We start from the raw sequence: 23105 nt of genomic DNA, 5'->3' as shown, positions 1-23105 counted from the left end.
ATCCATCGCCGTGTCCGCCGGCACGCGCATTTGCACGTGCGCGAGCGGATCGTTCACAATCAATCTCTTCGATATTCCGGGTTGCCGACATGACCAACAGCAAGACGGATGACGTTCACTACGCCGCCGCGAAAGGCTATACGAAGGGCGCGGACACCTACGCGAAAGGCCGCCCCGACTATCCGTTCGAACTGGCGGGCTGGCTGACGGGCGATCTCGGGCTCGGGCCCGGCAAGATCGCTGTCGATCTGGGCGCTGGCACGGGCAAGTTCACGCCGCGCCTGATCGAGACGGGCGCGCAGGTGGTGGCCGTCGAACCCGTCGCGCAGATGCGCGCGCAGCTCGCCGCTGCGTTGCCGCAAGCCGACGTGCGCGAAGGCACGGCGCAATCGTTGCCGTTCAGCGATGCCTGCGTCGATGCAGTGCCTTGTGCGCAGTCGTTCCACTGGTTCGCGACGCGCGAGGCGCTCGCCGAGATTCGCCGTGTGCTGAAACCCGGCGGTCATCTCGGGCTCGTATGGAACGTGCGCGATGCGCGCGTCGACTGGGTTGCGCGGCTCGATGCGATCGTCGGCGTGCGCGAAGGCGATGTGCCGCGCTATCACACGGGCAAGTGGCGCAACGCGTTCCCGTTCGAAGGCTTCACGGAACTCGAAGAGCGGCACATGCCGCATGGGCACACGGGCTCCATCGAGGATGTGGTCGTGAAGCGCGTGCACTCGACGAGCTTCATTCTCGCGTTGCCGCCCGGCGAATGGGCCGAAGTGGAACGCGAGGTGCGCGCGCTGATCGCATCGGAGCCTTCGCTTGCGTCGCGCGATGTCGTGACGGTGCCGTACGTCACCCATGCGTGTCGCGCGACGCGGATTAACTGAAGGGCTCGGCTGAAGGCGTAGACCACGACGCGATCGACGGAAAAGGCGCACGCGGGCGGCGCGAAACGCGATGCCTGATGAAACGAAACGCGATGAAATGCGCTGCCTAGTGCTTGCGCACGAGCGCATCGACGAGCGCGACCGCCGTCTGCCTGAGCTTCTTCGGATCGCCGTAGACGCGCTCCATCACCGCGATGCCGCGCGTCGTCGTGACGATCAGGCTGGCCGCCTGCTGCGGCGGCAGCGTCAGTTGCGCGCGCGCTTCCTTTGTGTCGAGCACGGCCAGCAGCGCCGCTTCCAGCGCGTCGAGCATGGTCTGCAAGGCCTCGCGCAGACGCGGCGACTCCGGCTCGATCTCGACGGCCGTCTTCGTCGACAGACAGCCGCGCGTCGGCGAGCCTTGCGTGATCGAACGGATCGCGAACGTGAAGAACGACGTCAGCGCGTCGTGCAGATCGGGCTTGTCGAGCGCCTTGCGTGCATCGGCGACGAAACGCTCCGCGTAGCGCTCGAATACGCGCATGAAGATCTCTTCCTTGTCGCCGTATGCGTTGTACAGCGAGCCGCGCTGCACGCCCGTGGCCTCGGCGAGATCGAGCATCGATGTCGCGCGATAGCCCTTGCGCCAGAAGACGTCCAGTGCGTGCACGAACGCGTCGTCCTCGTTGAATTGACGAACTCCTGCCATGTTTTCCCTCAGTCTCAGTCGTGAAATGGCCCGAGACGTTATTTTGACACCAATGGCTAGAATGCACAAAAAGCGGCGACGGTGGCCGAAGGTCTCGGCCTGCCGAAGCCGGGCAAGGGCGCGTGTGCGGCCGGCAAGCAGACGCCTTCGCCCGCGTTGAGCCTGCTCAATCGCGTGAAGCCCGGCGTCAAGACGCGCAAGATTGCCGTGGTCGGCGCGCCGGGCAGCGACGGCGCGGCCATCAAGAGCGTGCAGTCCGCGTTGAAGGCGCAAGGCGCGACGCCGCTGCTGATCGCGCCGACGCTCGCCGCGATCGACGGCATGAACCCCGATGCGACGATCGCCGGCATGCCGTCGATCATGTTCGATGGCGTTGTGATTTGCGGCGGCGAGCAGGGAGCGAAGACTCTCGTGCAATCGGGCGATGCGCGCCACTTCGTGTTCGAAGCGTTCCGGCATCTGAAGGCGATTGCGGCGCTCGGCGCGGGCAAGGAACTGCTGAACGCAGCGCATCTGCCCGACAAGGCCGATGGCTTGTCGACGGGCGATGACGTCGATGCGGTGCTCAAGCCGTTCATCGATGCCGTCGGTCAGCATCGCGTGTGGTCGCGCAGAAAGTTGGCGGAGTCGGTGCCGGCTTGAGGGACATCAGTGCGGATTGAGCGCGCGTTCGAAGTAAAGCGCTGTTGCTGTGACTGTTGCAGCAACGGCGCTTCGATTTTCAACCAACAGTATGCGTATCGGGCAAACGTACGCGCGCGCGAGTGCTATCGTCGCGTCGTGCGCGAACCTTCGCGCTCGACGGCCTGCAAACGCCAGAAGCCCGCGACGGGATCGGCGCGCGAGTGTGAGATCCACGTCGCCTGGCCTTGCGCCGACGTCATGTTGCCGTGCCGGTCGAAGCGCACGCCGTACAGCGTCACGAGCGGCTCGTCGGCGCCGCGCGCGCACAGCGAGACGATGTGCCCTTCCTCGCGCATCTCGCCCGACAACGGCAATTCGACGCCGCGCCGGTCGTGCGATGTCCACGCGTGGCTGAGCGTGTCGAGCCACAACACCGCGTAGTCGTGGTTGACAGTGGGGTCGGACGTATTGATCAGGATCGACAGACGCATGCAGCCTCCCGACAGGCCAATGGCTTTCGCCGTTTGTAGCAACGCCTGTTCCAACAAGCGCGCGACGCATGCGATTGCGTTGCAGCAAGGCAGCGCGGCACGGCGTGCCGAATGGCGCGCGCCACTGCGCCTGTACAAAGTGCAAGCGCTGTGCTCGTTTTTACGCGGCACCTTTAACCGGGCACCTCAGGCGATCCATTGCGCAAAAAAACGTACACTTGGACTATCAGAAGGGGCGGTCCGTCGTGCATTGCAGCAATGAAGGGACGGTCTGCCTATAAGGTCAGTTCTGCATGGGATCGGAGCAAGTGCTCTGCATGGGGCTGGAGTAGGTGCAAAAGCACTAACTCCAGCCGACAGCTAAAGCGCCAACTCCGATCGACAGCTTTGCATGGGATCGGAGTAAGTGCTCTGCATGGGGCTGGAGTAAGTGCTAAAGCACTAACTCCAGCCGACAACTAAAGCGCCAACTCCGATCGACACAGGAGACAGCATGGATCTTTTCATGTCGATGGAGGCGTTCGTGCGGGCCGCCGAGGCCCAAAGTTTCGCCAGCGCCGCACGCCAGCTCGGCGTGGCGAAATCCGTCGTCACTTCGCGCGTGAAGCAGCTCGAAGAGCACTTCGGCGTGCCGCTCTTTCATCGCTCGACGCGCGCCGTGCGCCTGTCGGAGATCGGCGAGACGTACTATCGCGAGTGCGCCGAGCTCGTCAACAAGGTCCACGACCTGTCGGGCCGCTCGATCCAGCAGCACGAGTCGCTCGCGGGCACGCTCAATGTCCACGTGCTGCCCGGCTTCGCGCTCGGGCATTTCTCGCAGGCGTTGATCGAGTTTCGCGAGGCGCATCCGCGCATCGAATTCGTCGTGACTGTCAACGACCGTGTGATCGACCCCGTGCAGGAAGGCTTCGATCTCGCGTTGCAGATCTATCCGCCTGCCTCGAACCTGCTCGTCGAAAGAAGGCTTTTTCCCGTGCGTGGCGTGCTGTGCGCGGCGCCCGGCTACCTGAAGGAAGAGCCCGTGATCGAGACGCCGCTCGATCTGCTGCGGCACGACTTCGCGCGCTACTCGTACTATCCGTGGGGCGACAAGTGGCCGCTGATGAAGGGCAACGAATGCTTCGAGATCGCGCTAAACCCGGTGCTGAAGACCAATAGCGTGCATCTGCTGCTGGAGTTCGCGCGTGCGGGCGCGGGCGTCGTCTATCTGCCGACGATGGTCGCCGCCGCCGATCTGCTCGAGCGCCGGCTCGAACGCGTGTTGCCCGACTATGCGGCGCCGCCGCTGTGGCTGTCGGCCGTGTACCCGGCGTCGCATCGCTCGACCGCGAAGGTGAAGGCGTTCGTCGACTTCCTGCGCGCCCGCTATCTGCGCGAGCCGCAATGGGACAGGGCGCTCGGCATCGTCCCCGATGACGACGACATGAAGAGCGTCGGCGAAGAGCTGGCCGACCAGTAGCCCGATGCCCCAGGTACTTCCCCTGGGGTCCTTTGTCCGCACCCGGCGTTCTGATTTGCCGAACCTCGGATCATTGCTGTTGAGCTTTCCGGCACTTACTCTTGCGTCCATGGAAACACGCACGACGTGTCGAAGATCAACGGAGATCCAAGGAGGCAATCATGCAGCAGACCTGGTTGGCGAGTCTCGACAGCTACCGTAAAGGCTCGATCGAAATCATCAAGGGCAAGCCCGAACACTATGCGATGTCGAACGTGTTCGAAGTCGCGAGCCATGCCGCGCCGTACGAGAAGATCGTCGTCGGCAAGAACCTCAAGTACGTGATCGAGACGCTGCGCGCCGAAGGCACGTCGCCGTGGTTCACGGCTTCGCACGACGAATTCTGCGTCGCGATGGACGGCGAGATCGACGTGCACTTCATCAAGCCTTCGGATGGTCCCCTCGTCGATGGAGAGACGGAAGGCAGCGTGCGCCTCGAAGGCACGCCGCCCGGCAAGAGCATGGGCTTCGTGAGGCTGCGCCGCGGTCATCAGGCGCTGCTGCCCGCAGGCGCCGCGTATCGTTTCGAAACGGCAGGAAAGGGCGTGCTGCTCGTGCAGACCATTCTGGGCCGCTACTCGGTCGAGAAGTGGCAAGACATCTGCATTCGATAACCCGTCGCGCACATTCTCTTTTCTGGAGCAGGTCATGAGCACCGTCAACACACTGCAAAACATCTGCGCGAGCGAGCCGGATGCCGTCACGGGTTATCGCACGTTCAAGCTCGGCGATTTCGAGTTCTCGCGCGATGCGTATTTCGTTACCCTCAAGTGGCCCGCGAAAGGCCAGCAGCGCTCGCATCAGATGCATGCCGACGACTTTCTGCGCGCGATGATGCGCGACGTCGCATGGGGCTTCTTCTACGGCTGGGTCAACTTCGACGAAGTGATCGGCACGCGCAATCACTACGGCAAGGTCGACATGTATGCGGGCGCCTATAACGCGAGCTTCCGCGAGGCAGGCGTCGATCATGTGCAGCAGTTCGACACGCCCGTCATCATGGCGACCTTCAAGGCGATCCTGAAGGACTGGGTCAACGAAGGCTTCGATCCGTTCGCGGCCCCCGAAGAAACGGGCTCCGCATTCGGTACCAAGCATGGCGACAATGTGGCCGCGATCGAGCGCACCCGCATCGCGACGAAGCGCATGCCCGGACTCGAAGGCGATTCGCCGCTGCGCGACGACTTCCCCGTCAACCGCCAGTTCGCCGACGTCGTGCAGGACGAGCCCGAGATTCACGCGGCGCCCGGCTTTGAAAACGAACTACACGCGTTCAATCTCTTCAAGTACCTGTCGCGTTCGGATGTCACGTGGAATCCGTCCGTCACGTCGGTGTGCAAGCAGAGCCTCTTCTGCCCGACCACGGAAGAATTCGTGCTGCCCGTTTTTCATGGCAACGATCGCGTCGAGTGGTTCCTGCAACTGTCGGATCAGATCGTCTGGGACGTGGCCGACAAGGACACGGGCGAGCCGCGCGCGCGTATCACGATGAACGCCGGCGATATCGCCGCGATGCCCGCCGACATCCGTCACAAGGGCTATTCGCAGAAGCGTTCGATGCTGCTCGTGTGGGAGAACGCAACGCCCGATCTGCCGAAGCGCTATGAGAGCGGCGAACTGCCGCCTTACCCGATCCAGTTCTAAACACTTCCGACTGTTCCCGATCGTGCTGCGAACGGCGCCAGACAACCGGCGCCGCGGGGACGCTCACGCCCAAACGTCTCATCGAGCAGGACTGACATGCAAACGCAACTCTTCATCGACGGCCGCTTCGTGCCATCGCTCAGCGGCGAAACCCTCGCGACGCTCAACCCTCACGACAACTCCGTGATCGCCGACGTGTCGATGGCGAATCACGCCGACATCGATCGCGCAGTGGCCGCGGCGAAAGCGGCGTTTCCGAAATGGAGCAACCTCGCGGCTGCCGAGCGCGGCCGTCTGCTGCTGAGGCTTGCCGACGCGATCGAAGCGAACGCCGACAGGCTCGCGCATCTGGAATCGATCGACACGGGTCATCCGATTCGCGACACGCGCTATCTCGACGTGCCGCGCACGGCCGCCACGTTCCGCTATTTCGGCGGCATGGCCGACAAGTTCGAGGGCTCCGTGATTCCCGTCGAGCAGGGCTTTCTGAACTACCTGACGCGCGAGCCCGTCGGCATCGTCGGACAAGTGGTGCCGTGGAATTTCCCGCTGATGTTCACGAGCTGGAAGATGGCGCCCGCGCTCGCCGCCGGCAACTGCGTGATCATGAAGCCCGCTGAACTCACGCCGCTGTCGAGTCTCGCGATTGCGGAACTGATGGCCGAAGTGGGCTTTCCCGCAGGCGTCGTCAACATTCTGCCGGGGCTCGGGCACGTGGCGGGCCAGTACATCGCCGAGCATCCGGAGATCGGCAAGGTCGCGTTCACGGGCTCGACGGCCGTGGGGCGCAAGATCGTGCAGGCGTCGAGCGGCAACCTGAAGAAAGTGCAGCTCGAACTGGGCGGCAAGGGCGCCAACATCGTGTTCGGCGACGCAAATGTCGATGCCGTCGTGCAGGGGTCCGCGTTCGGCATCTTCCACAACCAGGGCCAGGCGTGCATCGCCGCGTCGCGGATGATCGTGCACGAATCGATCGCGGACGAAGTGCTCGAAAAGTTCGTCGCCCTTGCTCGCACGATCCGCATCGGCGATCCGCTCGATCCGTCGACGGAAATGGGCCCGCTCACGTCGCGCCAGCATCGCGACCGCGTGCTGTCGTATGTGGACGTCGCGCGCGAGCAGGGCGGACGCGTTCTGTCGGGCGGCAAGTCGCCGGATAGCGCGGCGCTCGCGGACGGCTGCTATGTCGAGCCGACCATCGTCGAAGCGAAGCCGACCGACCGCGTGTCGCAGGAAGAAGTCTTCGGCCCGTTCATGACGGTGACGACGTTCCGCACCGACGAAGAAGCGCTCGCGATTGCGAACGGCACCGAATACGGCCTCGGCGCGGGCCTGTGGACGCGCGACCTGCAACGCGCGCATCGGGTCGCGCGCGAAATTCACAGCGGCATGGTGTGGGTCAACTGCTACAAGCGCGTGAGCCCGGGCTCGCCGTTCGGCGGCGTCGGCGCGAGCGGCTATGGACGCGAGATGGGCTTCGAAGCGATGCGCGAATACACGCAGGCCAAGTCGGTGTGGGTCAACGTGGATGCGCAGATTCCCCCTTATTTTCCGCGCTAAAGCGCATTTGCACGCACACGCCATGAAACCGTTCGTCTATCAGGGCTTGCCTTCGCGCGTCGTGTTCGGCGTGGGCAGCCTGGATCAACTGGATCGCGAGATCGAACTGCTCGGCGCGAAACGCGCGCTCGTGCTCGCGACGCCGCAACAGCGCGCACAGGCCGAGCGGCTTGCCGGGCGCATCGGGCCGCGCGCAGCGGGCGTGTACGCGGAAGCCGTGATGCACGTGCCCGTCGAAACCGCGCGTGCGGCACGCAATGTCGCGGCGCGACTCGGCGCCGATTGCGCGATCGCGATCGGCGGCGGCTCGACGACGGGTCTCGGCAAGGCGATCGCGCTCGAAACGGCGCTGCCCATCATCGCGATCCCCACCACCTACGCCGGTTCGGAAATGACGCCGATCTACGGCCTCACGGACGGCGGCGTGAAGAAGACGGGCCGCGACATGCGCGTGCTGCCGAAGACGGTGATCTACGATCCGTCGCTGACCGTATCGCTGCCTCCCGCGCTTTCGCTGACGAGCGGCATCAACGCGATCGCGCACGCCGCCGAGGGTCTCTATGCGCAAGACGCGAATCCCATCACGAGCCTGATGGCGGAAGAGGGCATCCGCGCGTTGGGCGATGGGCTGCCGGGCGTGATCCGCAAGCCGGACGATCTCGATGCGCGCGCCGCGTGTCTCTATGGCGCGTGGCTGTGCGGCGCGGTGCTGGGCAGCGTCGGCATGTCGCTGCATCACAAGCTCTGCCATACGCTCGGCGGCACGTTCAACCTGCCGCACGCGGAGACGCACACGATCGTCTTGCCGCACGCGCTCGCGTACAACCGCGACGCGGCCCCTCACGCGATGCAGCGGATCGCGCGCGCTCTGCATGCGGACGATGCCGCGCAAGCCGTATTCGATCTCGCGCGCGATCACGGAGCGCCGACCGCGCTGAAGGACATCGGCCTCAAGGAGGCGGATATCGACGTCGCGCTGGATCTCGCCTTGACGAGTCCCTACTGGAATCCGCGCCCGGTGGAACGCGAGCCGCTTCGCGCGTTGCTGCGCGATGCATTCGAAGGGCGCAGGCCCGGATAGCGCGGCGATACATACAGCGATAAGCACATGTACAAAAGCAGGAGACAGCAATGGATGGAGATCTCATCGACGGAGGAAGACGCCGCTTCGTGCGCCTCGCCGCGGGCGGTGCGCTGGCCGCTGCGGCGCCGATGTTCTCGCCGCTCGTGTTCGCGGCGGGCGCGCGCACGCTGAAGATCGGCTACGTGTCGCCGCAGACGGGGCCGCTCGCGCCGTTCGGCGAAGCGGACCGCTTCACGATCCAGCAGATGCAGGGCGCGCTGAAGAACGGCGTGACGATAGGCGGCAAGACGTACCCCGTGTCGATCGTCGTGAAGGACAGTCAGTCGAATCCGAATCGCGCGAGCGAAGTGGCGAACGATCTGATCCTGAAGGACAAGGTCGACATCATGCTCGTCTCGGGCACGCCCGAAACGGCGAACCCCGTCAGCGACGCGTGCGAGCTGAACGAGATGCCGTGCGTGTCGACGGTGGTGCCGTGGCAGCCGTGGTTCTTCGGACGCAAGGGCGATCCGAAGAAGGGCTTCAGCTACACGTATCACTTCTTCTGGGGCCTCGAAGACGTGATCGCCGTGTACACGGGCATGTGGCAGTCGGTGCAGACGAACAAAAGCGTCGGCGGCCTCTTTCCGAACGACGGCGACGGCAACGCGTGGGGCGATGCGAAGCTCGGCTTTCCGCCCGTGCTCGCGCAAAAGGGCTTCGCATTGAAAGACCCGGGCCGCTTTCAGAGCATGACACAGGACTTCTCCGCGCAGATCTCCGCGTTCAGGCAGTCGAATGCGCAGATCGTGACGGGCGTCGTGATTCCGCCCGACGCGAAGAACTTTCTCGTGCAGGCGCGTCAGCAGGGCCTGAAACCCAAGGTCATTTCGATCGGCAAGGCGCTGCTCTTTCCGACGTCGATCGAAGCGCTCGGCGATCTCGGCGAAGGGCTGTCGACGGAAGTGTGGTGGTCGCCGTCGCATCCGTTCAAATCGTCGCTGACGGGGCAGAACGCGCGCCAGGTCGCCGACGAATACGAACGCGTCACGTCGAAGCAATGGACGCAGCCGATCGGCTTCGCGCACGCGCTCTTTGAAATCGCCGTCGATTCGTTCAAGCGCGCGAAGGACATCGACTCGAACGAAGCGATCCGCGATGCGGTGGCGTCGACGAAGCTCGATACGCTCGTCGGTCACGTGGCATGGGGCAACGGGCCGGTGAAGAACGTCGCGAAGACGCCGCTCGTCGGCGGGCAGTGGGTGAAGGGGCAGAAGCATCGCTTCGATCTCGCCATCGTCAACAACCAGCTTGCGCCTGCCGTGCCCGTCAGCGGGCCGCTCAGGCTGATCGCGTGACAGCGCATCAGCGGCATCACGAGGAGAGTTGCGATGAGCGCATTGCTCAGACTCACGAACGTATCGAAGCGCTATGGCGCGCTCACGGTGACGGACGCGATCAGCTTCGAAGTCGGGCGCGGCGAGACGTACGGCATTCTCGGGCCGAACGGCGCGGGCAAGACGACGCTGTTCAATCTCGTCAGCGGCGACGCGAAGCCCGATGAGGGCACGGTCGAATTCGACGGCGCCGACGTCGGGCATCTCGCGCCGCATCGTCGCTGCGTGGCGGGCATCGGACGCTCGTATCAGGTGCCGCGTCCGTTCGGCGGCATGACGGTTTTCGAGAACCTGCTGGTCGGCGCGCGTTTCGGCGGCGCGCTCGACGAGCGCGCCGCCTGCGACGTGTGCGTCGACGTGCTGGAGCGCACGGGCCTGAAGCGCCGCGCCAACCAGCTTGCGGGCACGCTCGCGCTGCTCGATCGCAAGCGGCTCGAACTCGCTCGCGCGCTCGCGACGCAGCCGCAATTGCTGCTGCTCGACGAGATTGCGGGTGGACTCACGCAGGGCGAGACGCATGAACTCGTCGACGAAATCCGCCGCGTGAAGGAGCACGGCGTGACGATCGTGTGGATCGAGCATGTCGTGCATGCGCTGCTCGCGGTGGCGGACCGGCTGCTCGTCATCAACTTCGGCCGCAAGCTGGCCGAGGGCCAGCCCGCTGCCGTGATGGACGACCCCGACGTGCGGCGCGTGTATCTCGGACTGGAGGCGTGACATGGCGGCACTACTGCAGACGCACGGGCTCACTGCGTTCTACGGCGATTTTCAGGCGCTGTTCGGCGTCGACATCGACGTGCAGCCTGGCGAAATCGTTGCGCTGATCGGCTCGAACGGCGCGGGTAAATCGACGTTTCTGAAAGCGCTCGCGGGGCTGACGAAAGCGAAGCGCGAGCAGATCGTCTATCGCGGCGAAGCGATCGGCGGCACGCCGGCGGCGAGCATCGTCGGCAAGGGCATTGCGCTCGTGCCGGAAGGGCGCAGGCTGTTCGCGAGTCTTTCCGTCGAGGAGAACCTGCTGCTCGGCGCGTATAGCGGCCGGCCCGGACGCTGGAATCTCGAAGCCGTCTACACGCTCTTTCCGGCGCTGCGCGAGCGGCGGCATCATGCGGCCACGGCGCTGTCGGGCGGGCAGCAGCAGATGGTCGCGATCGGCCGCGCGCTGATGAGCAATCCCGATCTGCTGATGTGCGATGAGCTGTCGCTGGGGCTCGCGCCCGTGATCGTCCGCGAGATTTATGCGGCGTTGCCGGACATCGTGTCGGACGGCATGAGCGCGATCGTCGTCGAGCAGGACGTGCAGCTCGCGCGGCGCGTGTCATCGCGTTTCTATTGCTTCCAGGAAGGGCGCGTGTTGCTCTCGGGCGTGTCCGCCGATGTCTCCGACGAAGCGATCACGCAAGCCTATTTCGGAGTGGCCGCATGAATACGCTCGCCAATATCGTCATGCAAGGCGTGCTGCTCGGCGCGCTGTATGGTCTGTTCGCGATGGGGCAGTCGCTCGTGTTCGGCGTGATGCGTCTCACGAATACCGCGCACGGCGACTTCATCGTGCTGCTCGTGTTCGTGCTGTTCGCGCTGACGAGCCTGCTGCATGTGCCGCTCGCGCTGTCGCTCGTGCTGTTGCTCGTGATCGCGTTCGGCGCGGGATACGCAGTGCAATACACGGTGCTCAACCGCGTGAGCAGCCGCGATCCGCTGCCTTCGCTGATCGTCACGTTCGGGCTGTCGATCGTCATTCAGAACGTGTTGCAGCAACTGTTCTCCGCCGATCCGCGCTCGATCGCGACGGGCAGTTTCGAAGCGCAGAGCGTGACGTTCGCGGGCATCACGGCCGGCTATCTGCCGCTCGTGACGCTTGGCGCGACGGTGGCGCTCGCGTTCGCGATGCAGTGGCTCTTCGGACGCACGCCGCTTGGCCGCGCATTTCGCGCGACCTCCGACGACCGCGAGATCGTTCAACTGATGGGCGTGTCGTACCGGCGCACTTACGCGCTCGCGATGGGCATTGCGTTCGTGCTGATCGCGGTGGCGGCGGCGTTGTATTCGATGCGCACGGCCGTCTCGCCGACCGATGGTCCCGCGTTGCTGCTGTTCGCATTCGAGGCCGTGATCATCGGCGGCATGGGGTCGTTCTGGGGCACGTTCGCGGGCGGCATGGCGCTGGGCATCGCGCAGCAAATCGGCTTTTACTTCGATCCGGGCTGGGGCATCTGGTTCGGCCATATCGTGTTCCTGTGCGTGCTGGTCGTGCGGCCGCAAGGCCTGTTGCCGAAAACGGCATGAGAGGGTTGTCATGACGATGCATCTGAATCAGGCGCGCGCATTCGAAGTCCATCGCGCGACGCGCGCGAGCAAGGTGACGCTGTTCGCGTTGCTGGCATTCGCCGTTGCGGCCGCGAGCGCGCCTTGGTGGGCGGGGCGCGAAGCGTTGCACGATTTCGTGCAGCTCGCCGCGTATCTCGTGTTCGCGATGATGTGGAATCTGCTCGCGGGCTATGGCGGCATGGTGTCGATCGGGCAGCAGGCGTTCTTCGGCCTGGGCGGCTATGCAATGCTCGTGCTCGCAAACTACTGCGGCGTGTCGCCGTTTCTCGCGGTGCCGCTCGGCGCGCTGATCGCGACGGTGATCGCCGTGCCCGTTTCGATGATCGCGTTTCGTCTTGAAGGCGGCTACTTCGCGATCGGCACATGGGTAATCGCGGAGGTATTCAGGCTCACGTTTGCGAATATCAGCGCGCTCGGCGGCGGCTCGGGCACGAGCCTCATTGCGCTGCGCGGCATTCCGCGCGCGCTGCGCGAATCGCTGACGCTATGGCTCGCGCTTGCGATCGTCGTGGCGGCGATCGGCCTGCTGTATCTGTTTCTGCGTTCGCGAGCGGGCCTCGCGCTGACGGCGATGCGCGACAACGCGGTGGCGGCGAGCAGCCAGGGCGTCGACGTGAAGCGCGCGCGGCTCATCGTCTATCTGGTGTCCGCGTGCGGCGCGGCGCTCGCGGGCGGCCTGTACTTCGTCGGCAATCTGCGCATCTCGCCGGATGCGGCGTTCTCCGTCAACTGGACGGCGTTCGGCATCTTCATCGTGCTGATCGGCGGGCTCGGCACGCTCGAAGGGCCGATTGTCGGCGCGCTGATTTTCTTTGTGCTGAACAAGTTTTTGTCGGACTATGGCACCTGGTATCTGATCGGTCTCGGCGCGCTGGCCATCGTCGTGACGATATGTTTTCCGCAAGGGCTGTGGGGCTACGTGTCGCAACGCCTGCATCTGCAGCTCTTTCCCGTCGGGCGGCGCGTCGTGTTCCGCGATGCCGCCGTGCCGCGTCAGCAACCACTGCCGGACGAGATCGCGCAGGCTCTCGATCCGCATTCGACCAACGCCCATAGAGCGTGAGGACATCATGAGCGAGACACCCATTCAGCGCGCGGCTGATCGCGCGGTTCATCCCGTCACCGAAACGGTGCTGGCAACGCTTTCCGGTTGCGGCGATGCGCGCCTGAAGGAAATCATGGCAGCGCTGATCCGGCATGTTCACGCGTTCGCCGAAGAAGTGCAGCTGACGGGCGACGAATGGCGGCGCGGCATCGACTTTCTCACGCGCACAGGCAAGAAGTGCGACGGCATTCGCCAGGAGTTCATTCTGTTGTCGGACACGCTGGGCCTGTCGATCATGCTCGATGCGATACATCGCAAGCAGGATGTGACGGAGTCGGCGGCGACGGAGAACAGCCTGCTCGGTCCGTTCTACCGCGAAGGCGCGCACGACGAAGCGTATGGCGCGAACATCGCGCGCACGGAAGGCGAGCCGGCGCTGTTTCGCGGCCGGCTGATCGACGAGACGGGCAAGCCGGTGCCGGACGCGCTGATCGAAGTATGGGAGACGGCCAACAACGGCATGTACGAAGGCCAGGACCCGGACCAGCCGGAGAGCAATCTGCGCGGCCGTTTCCGCTCGGGACCGAACGGCGAATACGCATTCCGCTCGATCAAGCCGACGCCGTATCCGATTCCGACGGATGGTCCCGTCGGGCAGATGCTGCTTGCCGTCGGCCGTCATCCGATGCGCCCCGCGCACGTGCACTTCCTGATTCAGGCGCCGGGCTACGAGACCGTCACAACGGCGCTCTTCAGCTCCGACGATCCTTACGTCGAATCGGATGCGGTGTTCGGCGTGAAGGCTTCGTTGGTCGTCGACTACGTGAAGAACGACAGCGCAGCCGACGCGAAAGAGTGGGACTTGCCTCGCCCGTTCTTCGACGTGCAGCGCGATTTCGTGCTGGTGCGCTCGCAGGGAACGGCTCGATGATGACGGCCACGGTGTTGTGTCCGCTCGATGAAATTCCCGATGGCGGCGGCAAGGAAATCGCATGCAGCGGCGCCGACGAACGCGCGGGCAAGCCCGCGATCGTCGTGCTGCGGCGCGGCGACGACGTATGGGCATACCGCAACGTGTGCCCGCATTTCTCGATACCGCTCAACTACGAAGCCGACACGTTCTGGACATACGAAGCCGAGCATCTGATGTGCGCGCATCACAGCGCGATGTTCCGCTTCGAAGACGGCATGTGCGTCGACGGGCCATGTCTCGGCGCCGCGTTGACGCGCGTGGCCGTGCGCATCGAAGCGCGCATGGTCGTCGAGGAAGATGCGCACGACAGCGACGTCGTTTGACAATTCAACGTCGATTTACCGCGCAAGAGCGGCAGATTGAGCAGAGTAACGGCGTTTCGCAGCGGCATCTGCTATCGTCGCGTCTATGCAACCCATCATCTCCGTTTCGAATCTGTCCAAGACATACGCATCGGGTTTTCAGGCCCTCAAGCGTATCGATCTCTCCATTCGCAAGGGCGAAATCTTTGCGTTGCTCGGGCCGAATGGCGCGGGCAAGACCACGCTCATCAGCATCATCTGCGGGATCGTCAATGCGAGCGAAGGCAGCGTGACGGTCGACGGTCACGATATCCGCAGCGACTATCGCGCCGCGCGTTCGCTGATCGGCCTCGTGCCGCAAGAGTTGACTACGGATGCATTCGAAACCGTCTGGGCCACGGTCTCGTTCAGCCGGGGCCTGTTCGGCAAGCCGAAGAACCCGGCGCACATCGAAAAGGTCTTGCGCGATCTCTCGCTCTGGGAAAAGCGCAACAGCCGCATCATTCAACTGTCGGGCGGCATGAAGCGGCGCGTGCTGATCGCGAAGGCGCTGTCGCACGAGCCGCGCGTGCTGTTTCTCGACGAACCGACGGCGGGCGTCGACGTCGAATTGCGCCGCGACATGTGGAAGCTCGTCAGATCGCTGAGCGCGAGCGGCGTGACGATCATCCTGACCACGCACTATATCGACGAAGCCGAAGAGATGGCCGACCGCATCGGCGTGATCAACGGCGGACAGATCATGCTCGTCGAAGAGAAAGCGGAGCTGATGCGCAAGCTCGGCAAGAAGCAACTGGCGCTGCAACTCGAAGCGCCGCTCGCGAGCGTACCGGCCGTGCTCGCGCAGTACCGGCTGGAACTCGCGAACGACAATAGCGAGCTCATCTATACGTACGACGCCGAGCGCGAAAAGAGCAACAGCCTCGTTGCGCTGCTCAACGATCTGAGCGGAGCAGGCATCCGCTTCAAGGACCTGCACACGACGCAAAGCTCGCTCGAAGACATCTTCGTGAGTCTCGTGCACCGCAAACAGGAGGAGAACGCGTGATGAACGTCCATGCTATCCGCGCGATCTATCGCTTCGAAATGGCCCGCACGGGTCGCACTCTGATGCAGAGCGTGATCGCGCCCGTCATTTCCACTTCGCTCTATTTCATCGTGTTCGGCTCGGCGATCGGTTCGCGCATCCGCGAAGTGGAGGGTATCAGCTACGGCTCGTTCATCGTGCCGGGGCTCATCATGTTGTCGCTGCTGTCGCAGAGCATTTCGAATGCGTCGTTCGGCATCTATTTCCCGCGCTTTACGGGCACGATTTACGAACTGTTGTCGGCGCCCGTGTCGTATGTGGAAATCGTCATCAGCTACGTGGGCGCGGCCGCGACCAAGTCGATCGTGCTCGGCCTCATCATTCTCGCGACGGCGGGCCTCTTCGTGCCGTTGCAGGTCCAGCATCCGTTGTGGATGGTTCTCTTTCTCGTGCTGACGGCCGTTACGTTCAGTCTGCTCGGGTTCATCATCGGCATCTGGGCCGACAACTTCGAGAAGCTGCAACTTGTGCCGCTGCTCATCATCACGCCGCTGACGTTCCTTGGCGGCAGCTTCTATTCGGTCGCGATGCTGCCGCCCGGATGGAAAGTGGTGACGCTGCTGAACCCGATCGTCTATCTGGTGAGCGGCTTTCGCTGGAGCTTCTACGGGCTCGCGGACGTGAGCGTCGGCATCAGCCTCGGCATGACGGCGATCTTTCTGTGCGTCTTTCTTGCCGTGATCGCGTGGATCTTCAAAACGGGCTATCGGCTGAAGTCGTAGTGCGATGAATGCCGTCGGCGGGAAGCCGACATGGGCGTGCCCTGGCATGCAGCGTGTGCCGGGCCGGCCGTTCGATATCGCATCACGGTACTTTCGAGGCGCCAGGCGATGAGCCTCGCAACGCTCGCGTCGATCTGCGAAGTCGTGACCGGCTCGTCGCGAGATCGACGAATACGCGGGCGGCTCGCAAGCGCGCAAATCACGAACTGGTGCTCAGGCAACGGCTCGTCAGCCAACTGTACGAGCCGCGCATCCAGATCACGCGCGGCGTCTTGCATGACCTGCGTCGGGACGACCTTCGAGATCACGTTTCCATTGCAACTGCGTCCGGGGCCAGCCTGGCTGACGCGCGATGCGCGGGCGTTAAAAAGCCGGGCATTGCATGTGCAATGCCCGGCTTTTCGTTTCGGCCTTCCGTGCTGGCTCGAACAGCTAAAGAGTCTAGCTGAACAGCTTGATCGCCTGCAGCAGCGTGTTCACCACGCCCCACGTCAGCGGAATCAGCACATACAGCCAAAACACGGCGAGCAGCCCCTTGTTCGTCGGATGAGCGGTTTGGGTCGACATTGCGTTTCTCCGTTGTCTGGTTTCAGTTGCCGGCCGCGAGCTGCGCTTCCGTCATGTGATGCTTCTCGTGCACGTGCTTGACCAGCAGATTGCAGATGAAGCCGATCACGAGCAGCACGGTCATGATGTGAACCGTCATCGTGTACGCATCCGCTTTCGCGACGCCGTTCGCCACCTGATACGCGCGGATGTAGTTGACGAGCACGGGGCCCGCGACGCCCGCCGCAGCCCATGCAGTCAGCAGCCGTCCGTGAATGCCGCCGACGTATGCGGTACCGAACATGTCCGCGAGATACGCGGGCACGGTCGAGAAGCCGCCGCCGTACATCGACAGGATCACGCAGTAGCACAGTACGAAGAGAGCGATGTTGCCCGCCGATGCGAACGTCGGCACGAGCCAGTACAGCACGGCACCCAGCGCGAAGAAGATGTAGTAGGTGTTCTTGCGGCCCACGTAATCCGATGCCGATGCCCACACGAAGCGGCCGCCCATGTTGAAGAGCGACAGCAGGCCGACGAAGCCCGCGGCAGCAGCGGCGCTCACCGTGTTCTTGAAGCTCTCCTGGATCATCACCGACGCCTGGCCCAGAATGCCGATGCCCGCCGTCACGTTCAGGAACAGCACCAGCCAGATCAGATAGAACTGGGGCGTCTTCAGCGCCTGATCGATGTGCACGTGATTGCGCGTGATCATCTTCTGCTTCGTCTCGACGGGCGGGGTCCAGCCGGCCGGCTTCCAGTCGGCGGGCGGAATGCGGATCGCGAGCGCGCCGATCGACATCGAAATGAAATACGCGATGCCGAGCACGACGAACGTCTCGGCCACGCCGACGCTCGTTGAGCTCTTGAAGTGGTTCATCAGCGCGACGGACAGCGGCGCTGCGATCATCGCGCCGCCGCCGAAGCCCATGATCGCCATGCCCGTCGCCATGCCGCGGCGGTCGGGGAACCAGCGGATCAGCGTCGACACGGGCGACACGTAGCCGAGCCCCAGGCCGATCCCGCCGATCACGCCATAGCCGAGATAGAGCAACACGATCTGGTGCGTCCACACGCCGATCGCCGACACGATGAAGCCGCCGCCGAAGCAGCACGCGGCCGTGAACATGGTGCGGCGCGGGCCGACTTTTTCGAGCCACTTGCCGGCGAACGCCGCCGACAGGCCGAGAAACACAATGGCGAGCGAGAAGATCCAGCCGAGCGTGGTCAGCGACCAGTCGTCGGGCGCGGACTGGCTGATGCCGATCACCTTGGTCAGCGGTCCGTTGAACACGGAGAACGCATAGGCCTGGCCGATGCACAGATGCACGGCGAGGGCGGCAGGCGGCACCATCCAGCGGGAAAAGCCGGGTTGGGCGATCGTTGCCTGCTTTGAAAAGAAGGACGGCGAGCAGGCGTTGCCGCCCGGCTCAGTAATGCTGCTCATGGTCGGTCTCCGATCAGGCTGAACGTACGTAGTTATCGGTTGCAATTGCCGAAACTGGAGCGGCACCTGTTCAAACGGATATTCTGGCCCGCAACATATTTGACAATGTGCCGCTTGTCAGGCGAATTCGGCAATTGGCGAGACGATAGGCGGCCCGATGCGGCTTGGCAATATGAGAATTGAATGCATATAGAAATCGCTGGCAGCGTTGTGCGAAGCGGGATGCAGCGGCGCCAAGCGACATGAGGCCGCAGGCGATGGCGTGACGCACCGGTTGCGTGCATCGGCCATGCGGAAGATGAGCCAGCGACATGATTCTTGCTGCGAATGCACATGAAAGGAGGATCGCGTGGTTTTTCAAACCGTCGTCGCGTAGCCGTTTTTTGTTTGAAGAACGCTTCCACCAGTTCAGTTTGCCGACGCCGCGCGAAGCACAGTATTCGTCCGAAGCTTTATCCGCTGTGGGTTTGCAGTCGCCGTGCTACGTTTGCACTATTGCTGCTTCTGAACAACAGTATTTGGTATATCACATACAATATACTTGATTTTTGTCGCGACGCAGCATATGATTGAGTCATCCAATCACTCAATGACCGGAGCAACAAATGGATTTCGTGTCGCTTGCTTTCTTTGCCGTCGCTGTCGTGGGCCTGGGTTCGGCCGCAACCGTGCTGATGACTCGCTGGGTGCCGCAGCATGTCGCCGAGCTCGCATCGAAGCACGGCCGTTATGTCGGTCTCGCAGCCGCTACCGTTCGTGAAGCCACGCCGTACCGTGCGCGTGTCGAAGCGGCGATGAACGCGGTCGGCTCGTCGAACTAAGCTGTGGCTAGACCTGCGTTGAACCTGCCCCTGGCGTTGCAGCCCATCGGCAACAACGCCAGCCTCCGCGACCAGGCCTACGCGATGTTGCGTCAGGCCATCGCGGATGCGGACATTTACGCGTCGCGCGAAGAGATCCGTCTCGACGAGCGCGCGCTGAGCGAGACGCTCGGCGTGAGCCGCACGCCCGTGCGCGAGGCGATGACGCTGCTGGAGCAGGAAGGTTTTCTGCGCATGGTGCCGCGCCGCGGCATCTATATCGTGCGCAAGAGCAAGCGCGAGATCGTCGAAATGATCCAGATGTGGGCCGCGCTCGAAAGCATGGCCGCGCGTCTCGCGACGCTGCACGCGACGGACGAAGAGATCGCGCGGCTGCGTCACATGTTCGATCAGTTCCGCGATTCGACGCCCGCCGAGCATATCGCCGAGTATTCGAACGCGAACATCGCGTTCCATCAGGCGATCGTCGAGCTGTCGAAGTCGAAGATCATTCTCGATACGATCAAGAACATCTTCATTCACGTGCGCGCGATCCGCCGGATGACGATTTCGCAGAGCGACCGCGCGTCGCGCTCGATCGTCGACCACTTGCGGATCATCGAGGCGCTGGAAAAGCGCGACACCGAACTCGCCGAGCGCCTGGTGCGTGATCACTCGCTGGGGCTTGCGGCGTTTGTCGAAGCGAATTGCGATTTTCTCGACTGAGCTGAGCGCTGGCGAAATGCGTTGAGCCGGAAGGCCAGCGGACCTGAATGTCCGCTGGCCTTTTTCATGGCCCGGCGCGTACCGTCAGCGCATCGCGTGGAGCATCGTCTCGCCGAGCGCCGCCGGCGATTGCGCGACATGAATCCCCGCCGAGCGCATCGCGTCGATCTTCGCGTCCGCCGTTCCCTTGCCGCCCGAAATGATCGCGCCCGCGTGACCCATCCGCCGTCCGGGCGGCGCGCTCGTGCCGGCGATGAATCCGACCACCGGCTTGTTCGTGCGTGAATCTTTGAGGAACTGCGCCGCGTCTTCCTCAGCCGAGCCGCCGATTTCGCCGATCATGATGATGCCTTCCGTGTCGTCGTCGGCGAGGAACATTTCCAGGCAATCGATGAAGTTCGTTCCGTTGACGGGATCGCCGCCGATGCCGATGCACGTCGTCTGGCCGAGGCCCGCCGCCGTGGTTTGCGCGACGGCTTCATACGTCAGCGTGCCCGAGCGCGACACGACGCCGATCTTGCCCGGACGGTGAATGTGTCCCGGCATGATGCCGATCTTGCATTGCCCCGGCGTGATGACGCCGGGACAGTTCGGCCCGATCAGGCGCGTCGCCGAGCTGGCCAGCGCGCGCTTGACGCGAACCATGTCGATGACGGGAATGCCCTCGGTGATGCAGACGACGAGGGGAATTTCCGCATCGACGGCTTCGAGAATCGCGTCGGCAGCCATCGGCGGCGGCACGTAGATCACCGAGGCGTTCGCGCCCGTCGCATCGACGGCATTGGCGACGGTATCGAAGACGGGCAGTCCCAGATGCGTCGCGCCGCCCTTGCCGGGCGTCACGCCGCCTACCATCTGCGTGCCGTAGGCGAGCGCCTGCTCGGAGTGAAACGTGCCTTGCGATCCCGTGAAGCCCTGGCAGATCACTTTGGTATTGCGATCGATCAGAACGGCCATGTCAGTTCGCCTCCGACGTTGCAGCCGCCTTGGCCTTGTTGTTGACTGCCGCGACGACCTTGCTGGCCGCATCGGCGAGATGATCGGCGGAGACGATGGGCAGTCCCGAATCGCGCAGAATCTGCTTGCCGAGTTCGACGTTCGTGCCCTCGAGCCGCACGACGAGCGGCACGCGCAGATCCACTTCGCGCGCCGCGCTCACGACGCCGTCCGCAATCACATCGCAGCGCATGATGCCGCCGAAGATGTTGACCAGAATCCCTTCGACTTTCGGATCACGCAGGATCAGCCGGAATGCGGTCGCGACGCGCTCTTTGGTCGCGCCGCCCCCCACGTCCAGAAAGTTCGCCGGCTCGCCGCCATAGAGCTTGATGATGTCCATCGTCGCCATCGCGAGACCCGCGCCGTTCACCATGCAGCCGATGCTGCCGTCGAGCGTCACGTAGTTCAGGCCGTGCTTCGCGGCTTCCAGCTCGGCCGCGTCTTCTTCCGCCTCGTCGCGCAGCGCCTCGATGACGGGGTGGCGGAAGAGCGCGTTGTCGTCGAAATTGATCTTTGCATCGAGGGCGATCACGTCCCCTTGCTGCGTGACGACGAGCGGATTGATCTCGACGATCGACGCATCCAGCTCGACGAACGCACGATACGCGTTGGCGATGAACTGCGTCGCCGACTTGATCTGCTTGCCCGTCAGCCCGAGGCCGAACGCGATCTGGCGCGCGTGAAAGGGTTGCAGGCCCGTCGCGGGATCGATTGCAACCTTGAGGATTTTCTCCGGCGTGCGCGCGGCCACTTCTTCGATCTCCATGCCGCCTTCCGTCGACGCCATCACCGTGATGCGCGACGTGCTGCGATCGATCAGCATGCCCAGATACAGCTCACGTTCGATCGCACAGCCTTCTTCGACATAGACGCGCTTCACTTCGCGGCCCCCCGGCCCCGTCTGTTTCGTGACGAGCACATGCGACAGCATCTGCGAAGCGTGCAGGCCGACATCGCTGACCGTCTTGACGACGCGCACGCCGCCCTTGTCGCCCTGATCGTTCGCGAAGCGGCCCGCACCGCGCCCGCCGGCGTGAATCTGCGACTTGACGACCCACACCGCGCCGCCGAGCGCGAGCGCCGCGTCTTCCGCTTCCTGCGGCGTGAACGCGACGCGCCCGTTGGGCACGGCGACGCCGTAGCCCTTCAGCAGCTCTTTCGCCTGATATTCGTGAATGTTCACCTGTCTCCTCGCTGGTTGAATCGACGCCTGATGGCGCAAAAAGTGGGCGGTCGGTTCAGGGTGGAAATATGGTATGTGATATATCATATATTCTCAAGCGGGCAATTTGATCGGGGTTTTCCCTTTACGAGACGCGCGCCGGTTTTGTTGTTCGCGCCGGAAGCCTTATTTTTAAAGGCTTATGGCGTTTCTCGGGATTATCCTTACGAGGCTGAAAGCGCTTGCGGCGTTTTGATATATCACATACCGTATTGAACACGGACGAACAAAACCAGACTTGCAAAAGATAGTCAGGCGAATTGCTCGGAGGGGACAACATGGGCAAAGCACTCGACGGTGTGCGCATTCTCGATTTCACGCATGTGCAGTCGGGGCCGACCTGCACGCAGCTGCTGGCGTGGTTCGGCGCGGACGTGATCAAGGTGGAGCGCGCGGGCGCAGGTGACATCACGCGCGAGCAGTTGCGCGACGTGCCCGGCGCCGACAGCCTGTACTTCACGATGCTCAACCACAACAAGCGCTCGGTGACGATCGACACGAAGAACCCCGAAGGCAAGCTCGTGCTCGAAGCGCTGATCCAGAAATGCGACGTGCTGGTGGAGAACTTCGCGCCGGGCGCGCTGGACCGCATGGGCTTCACGTGGGAGCGCATCCAGGAGCTCAATCCGCGGATGATCGTCGCGTCGGTGAAGGGCTTCGGCCCGGGGCCGTACGAGGACTGCAAGGTGTACGAGAACGTCGCGCAGTGCGTGGGCGGCGCGGCGTCGACCACCGGCTTCGACGATGGCCCGCCCGTGGTGACGGGCGCACAGATCGGCGACAGCGGCACCGGTTTGCATCTGGCGCTGGGCATCGTCACGGCGCTCTACCAGCGCACGATGACGGGCCGCGGCCAGAAGGTGCTCGCGGCGATGCAGGACGGCGTGCTGAACCTGTGCCGCGTGAAGCTGCGCGACCAGCAGCGTCTGGAGCGTACGGGCGTGATGAAGGAGTACCCGCAATATCCGAACGGCACGTTCGGCGAGGCGGTGCCGCGCGCGGGCAATGCATCGGGCGGCGGCCAGCCGGGCTGGATTCTCAAGTGCAAGGGCTGGGAGCACGACCCGA

The 23105-nt window shown here is 63.7% G+C and carries 26 protein-coding genes and 1 pseudogene; 21 read left to right on the top strand and 6 right to left on the bottom strand.

Annotation, left to right across the window (positions count from 1 at the left end; all coding sequences use genetic code 11):
- Positions 1-89 precede the first annotated feature (89 nt).
- Positions 90-875, top strand: coding sequence for a class I SAM-dependent methyltransferase (locus tag GCT13_RS37480; protein ID WP_152767016.1), 786 nt, complete (start codon positions 90-92; stop codon positions 873-875).
- A 106-nt stretch (positions 876-981) separates the two neighbouring features.
- Here the strand turns inward: GCT13_RS37480 and GCT13_RS37475 are convergent, their stop codons facing one another.
- Positions 982-1563, bottom strand: coding sequence for a TetR/AcrR family transcriptional regulator (locus GCT13_RS37475; RefSeq protein WP_152767015.1), 582 nt, complete (start codon positions 1561-1563; stop codon positions 982-984).
- An 81-nt stretch (positions 1564-1644) separates the two neighbouring features.
- Between GCT13_RS37475 and GCT13_RS37470 the strand changes: the two genes are divergently transcribed.
- Positions 1645-2205 carry a DJ-1/PfpI family protein gene (locus GCT13_RS37470; protein ID WP_321574876.1) on the top strand — a complete coding sequence of 187 codons (561 nt, stop codon included), beginning with the start codon at positions 1645-1647 and terminating at the stop codon, positions 2203-2205.
- Positions 2206-2330: 125 nt separating this feature from the next.
- On the opposite strand, the gene GCT13_RS37465 is transcribed toward GCT13_RS37470, so the two are convergent.
- A complete protein-coding gene (locus GCT13_RS37465) occupies positions 2331-2678 on the bottom strand; it encodes a DUF3564 family protein (protein ID WP_152767014.1) in 348 nt (115 codons plus the stop codon).
- A 19-nt stretch (positions 2679-2697) separates the two neighbouring features.
- Here GCT13_RS37465 and GCT13_RS37460 point away from each other — a divergent pair, with 19 nt between their 5' ends.
- From GCT13_RS37460 to GCT13_RS49875, 16 genes and pseudogenes are all read left to right on the top strand, one after another.
- The gene (locus GCT13_RS37460; protein ID WP_152767013.1) at positions 2698-2940 is read left to right on the top strand and encodes a hypothetical protein; all 243 of its coding nucleotides are present in this window, start codon (positions 2698-2700) and stop codon (positions 2938-2940) included.
- 231 nt (positions 2941-3171) lie between these two features.
- The gene (locus tag GCT13_RS37455) at positions 3172-4137 is read left to right on the top strand and encodes a LysR family transcriptional regulator (protein ID WP_152767012.1); all 966 of its coding nucleotides are present in this window, start codon (positions 3172-3174) and stop codon (positions 4135-4137) included.
- A gap of 161 nt (positions 4138-4298) precedes the next feature.
- The gene (locus GCT13_RS37450) at positions 4299-4790 is read left to right on the top strand and encodes a cupin domain-containing protein (RefSeq protein WP_152767011.1); all 492 of its coding nucleotides are present in this window, start codon (positions 4299-4301) and stop codon (positions 4788-4790) included.
- A 34-nt stretch (positions 4791-4824) separates the two neighbouring features.
- Positions 4825-5820 carry a hydroxyquinol 1,2-dioxygenase gene (locus GCT13_RS37445; protein ID WP_152767010.1) on the top strand — a complete coding sequence of 332 codons (996 nt, stop codon included), beginning with the start codon at positions 4825-4827 and terminating at the stop codon, positions 5818-5820.
- Between the two features lie 96 nt (positions 5821-5916).
- The gene (locus GCT13_RS37440) at positions 5917-7380 is read left to right on the top strand and encodes an aldehyde dehydrogenase family protein (RefSeq protein WP_152767009.1); all 1464 of its coding nucleotides are present in this window, start codon (positions 5917-5919) and stop codon (positions 7378-7380) included.
- A 22-nt stretch (positions 7381-7402) separates the two neighbouring features.
- Entirely contained in the window at positions 7403-8461 is a 1059-nt protein-coding gene (locus GCT13_RS37435) for a maleylacetate reductase (protein WP_152767008.1), read from the top strand.
- Positions 8462-8511: 50 nt separating this feature from the next.
- Positions 8512-9801, top strand: coding sequence for an ABC transporter substrate-binding protein (locus GCT13_RS37430; RefSeq protein WP_152767007.1), 1290 nt, complete (start codon positions 8512-8514; stop codon positions 9799-9801).
- Between the two features lie 33 nt (positions 9802-9834).
- The gene (locus GCT13_RS37425; RefSeq protein WP_152767006.1) at positions 9835-10557 is read left to right on the top strand and encodes an ABC transporter ATP-binding protein; all 723 of its coding nucleotides are present in this window, start codon (positions 9835-9837) and stop codon (positions 10555-10557) included.
- 1 nt (position 10558) lies between these two features.
- A complete protein-coding gene (locus GCT13_RS37420; RefSeq protein ID WP_152767005.1) occupies positions 10559-11266 on the top strand; it encodes an ABC transporter ATP-binding protein in 708 nt (235 codons plus the stop codon).
- Entirely contained in the window at positions 11263-12126 is an 864-nt protein-coding gene (locus tag GCT13_RS37415; RefSeq protein ID WP_152767004.1) for a branched-chain amino acid ABC transporter permease, read from the top strand. The genes GCT13_RS37420 and GCT13_RS37415 overlap by 4 nt, the downstream gene beginning before the upstream one ends.
- Positions 12127-12136: 10 nt before the next feature.
- Positions 12137-13231, top strand: coding sequence for a branched-chain amino acid ABC transporter permease (locus GCT13_RS37410; RefSeq protein ID WP_152767003.1), 1095 nt, complete (start codon positions 12137-12139; stop codon positions 13229-13231).
- Between the two features lie 7 nt (positions 13232-13238).
- A complete protein-coding gene (locus GCT13_RS37405) occupies positions 13239-14144 on the top strand; it encodes an intradiol ring-cleavage dioxygenase (RefSeq protein ID WP_152767002.1) in 906 nt (301 codons plus the stop codon).
- Positions 14144-14509, top strand: a complete 366-nt coding sequence (locus tag GCT13_RS37400; RefSeq protein ID WP_227747216.1) for a Rieske (2Fe-2S) protein — start codon at positions 14144-14146, stop codon at positions 14507-14509. Before GCT13_RS37405 ends, GCT13_RS37400 begins: the two co-directional genes overlap by 1 nt.
- 85 nt (positions 14510-14594) lie before the next feature.
- Entirely contained in the window at positions 14595-15536 is a 942-nt protein-coding gene (locus tag GCT13_RS37395) for an ABC transporter ATP-binding protein (RefSeq protein ID WP_152767000.1), read from the top strand.
- Positions 15536-16297, top strand: coding sequence for an ABC transporter permease (locus GCT13_RS37390; RefSeq protein ID WP_152766999.1), 762 nt, complete (start codon positions 15536-15538; stop codon positions 16295-16297). The genes GCT13_RS37395 and GCT13_RS37390 overlap by 1 nt, the downstream gene beginning before the upstream one ends.
- A gap of 111 nt (positions 16298-16408) precedes the next feature.
- Positions 16409-16584 (top strand): annotated as a pseudogene (locus GCT13_RS49875) (sensor histidine kinase); the annotation flags it as partial.
- 154 nt (positions 16585-16738) lie between these two features.
- Here the strand turns inward: GCT13_RS49875 and GCT13_RS37380 are convergent.
- Together GCT13_RS37380 and GCT13_RS37375 are read right to left on the bottom strand one after the other, a co-directional pair.
- Positions 16739-16864, bottom strand: coding sequence for an MFS transporter small subunit (locus GCT13_RS37380; RefSeq protein ID WP_087739906.1), 126 nt, complete (start codon positions 16862-16864; stop codon positions 16739-16741).
- Between the two features lie 22 nt (positions 16865-16886).
- Positions 16887-18290, bottom strand: coding sequence for an L-lactate MFS transporter (locus tag GCT13_RS37375; RefSeq protein ID WP_152766998.1), 1404 nt, complete (start codon positions 18288-18290; stop codon positions 16887-16889).
- Positions 18291-18895: 605 nt separating this feature from the next.
- Between GCT13_RS37375 and GCT13_RS37370 the strand changes: the two genes are divergently transcribed.
- Positions 18896-19111 carry a hypothetical protein gene (locus GCT13_RS37370; RefSeq protein ID WP_087739909.1) on the top strand — a complete coding sequence of 72 codons (216 nt, stop codon included), beginning with the start codon at positions 18896-18898 and terminating at the stop codon, positions 19109-19111.
- Positions 19112-19135: 24 nt separating this feature from the next.
- The gene (locus GCT13_RS37365) at positions 19136-19816 is read left to right on the top strand and encodes a GntR family transcriptional regulator (RefSeq protein ID WP_152767032.1); all 681 of its coding nucleotides are present in this window, start codon (positions 19136-19138) and stop codon (positions 19814-19816) included.
- 84 nt (positions 19817-19900) lie between these two features.
- Here the strand turns inward: GCT13_RS37365 and sucD are convergent, their stop codons facing one another.
- The gene (gene sucD / locus GCT13_RS37360; RefSeq protein WP_152766997.1) at positions 19901-20773 is read right to left on the bottom strand and encodes a succinate--CoA ligase subunit alpha; all 873 of its coding nucleotides are present in this window, start codon (positions 20771-20773) and stop codon (positions 19901-19903) included.
- Between the two features lies 1 nt (position 20774).
- The gene (sucC, locus tag GCT13_RS37355; RefSeq protein WP_321574874.1) at positions 20775-21998 is read right to left on the bottom strand and encodes an ADP-forming succinate--CoA ligase subunit beta; all 1224 of its coding nucleotides are present in this window, start codon (positions 21996-21998) and stop codon (positions 20775-20777) included.
- Positions 21999-22315: 317 nt separating this feature from the next.
- Between sucC and GCT13_RS37350 the strand changes: the two genes are divergently transcribed.
- On the top strand, positions 22316-23105 hold a 790-nt coding region (locus tag GCT13_RS37350; RefSeq protein WP_152764235.1), incomplete at its 3' end, for a formyl-CoA transferase.

Origin of the sequence: Paraburkholderia franconis (assembly GCF_009362735.1) — a bacterium.
GTDB classification, from domain to species: domain Bacteria; phylum Pseudomonadota; class Gammaproteobacteria; order Burkholderiales; family Burkholderiaceae; genus Paraburkholderia; species Paraburkholderia franconis.
This window is presented reverse-complemented; position numbering and strand designations above follow the sequence as displayed.

Bases quoted from the DNA above. Each gene is read 5' to 3' on its own strand.
- GCT13_RS37480 (WP_152767016.1), top strand. From the start codon at position 90: ATGACCAACAGCAAGACGGATGACGTTCACTACGCCGCCGCGAAAGGC.
- GCT13_RS37475 (WP_152767015.1), bottom strand. From the start codon at position 1,563: ATGGCAGGAGTTCGTCAATTCAACGAGGACGACGCGTTCGTGCACGCA.
- GCT13_RS37465 (WP_152767014.1), bottom strand. From the start codon at position 2,678: ATGCGTCTGTCGATCCTGATCAATACGTCCGACCCCACTGTCAACCAC.
- GCT13_RS37460 (WP_152767013.1), top strand. From the start codon at position 2,698: ATGGCTTTCGCCGTTTGTAGCAACGCCTGTTCCAACAAGCGCGCGACG.
- GCT13_RS37455 (WP_152767012.1), top strand. From the start codon at position 3,172: ATGGATCTTTTCATGTCGATGGAGGCGTTCGTGCGGGCCGCCGAGGCC.
- GCT13_RS37450 (WP_152767011.1), top strand. From the start codon at position 4,299: ATGCAGCAGACCTGGTTGGCGAGTCTCGACAGCTACCGTAAAGGCTCG.
- GCT13_RS37445 (WP_152767010.1), top strand. From the start codon at position 4,825: ATGAGCACCGTCAACACACTGCAAAACATCTGCGCGAGCGAGCCGGAT.
- GCT13_RS37440 (WP_152767009.1), top strand. From the start codon at position 5,917: ATGCAAACGCAACTCTTCATCGACGGCCGCTTCGTGCCATCGCTCAGC.
- GCT13_RS37435 (WP_152767008.1), top strand. From the start codon at position 7,403: ATGAAACCGTTCGTCTATCAGGGCTTGCCTTCGCGCGTCGTGTTCGGC.
- GCT13_RS37430 (WP_152767007.1), top strand. From the start codon at position 8,512: ATGGATGGAGATCTCATCGACGGAGGAAGACGCCGCTTCGTGCGCCTC.
- GCT13_RS37425 (WP_152767006.1), top strand. From the start codon at position 9,835: ATGAGCGCATTGCTCAGACTCACGAACGTATCGAAGCGCTATGGCGCG.
- GCT13_RS37420 (WP_152767005.1), top strand. From the start codon at position 10,559: ATGGCGGCACTACTGCAGACGCACGGGCTCACTGCGTTCTACGGCGAT.
- GCT13_RS37415 (WP_152767004.1), top strand. From the start codon at position 11,263: ATGAATACGCTCGCCAATATCGTCATGCAAGGCGTGCTGCTCGGCGCG.
- GCT13_RS37410 (WP_152767003.1), top strand. From the start codon at position 12,137: ATGACGATGCATCTGAATCAGGCGCGCGCATTCGAAGTCCATCGCGCG.
- GCT13_RS37405 (WP_152767002.1), top strand. From the start codon at position 13,239: ATGAGCGAGACACCCATTCAGCGCGCGGCTGATCGCGCGGTTCATCCC.
- GCT13_RS37400 (WP_227747216.1), top strand. From the start codon at position 14,144: ATGACGGCCACGGTGTTGTGTCCGCTCGATGAAATTCCCGATGGCGGC.
- GCT13_RS37395 (WP_152767000.1), top strand. From the start codon at position 14,595: ATGCAACCCATCATCTCCGTTTCGAATCTGTCCAAGACATACGCATCG.
- GCT13_RS37390 (WP_152766999.1), top strand. From the start codon at position 15,536: ATGAACGTCCATGCTATCCGCGCGATCTATCGCTTCGAAATGGCCCGC.
- GCT13_RS37380 (WP_087739906.1), bottom strand. From the start codon at position 16,864: ATGTCGACCCAAACCGCTCATCCGACGAACAAGGGGCTGCTCGCCGTG.
- GCT13_RS37375 (WP_152766998.1), bottom strand. From the start codon at position 18,290: ATGAGCAGCATTACTGAGCCGGGCGGCAACGCCTGCTCGCCGTCCTTC.
- GCT13_RS37370 (WP_087739909.1), top strand. From the start codon at position 18,896: ATGGATTTCGTGTCGCTTGCTTTCTTTGCCGTCGCTGTCGTGGGCCTG.
- sucD (WP_152766997.1), bottom strand. From the start codon at position 20,773: ATGGCCGTTCTGATCGATCGCAATACCAAAGTGATCTGCCAGGGCTTC.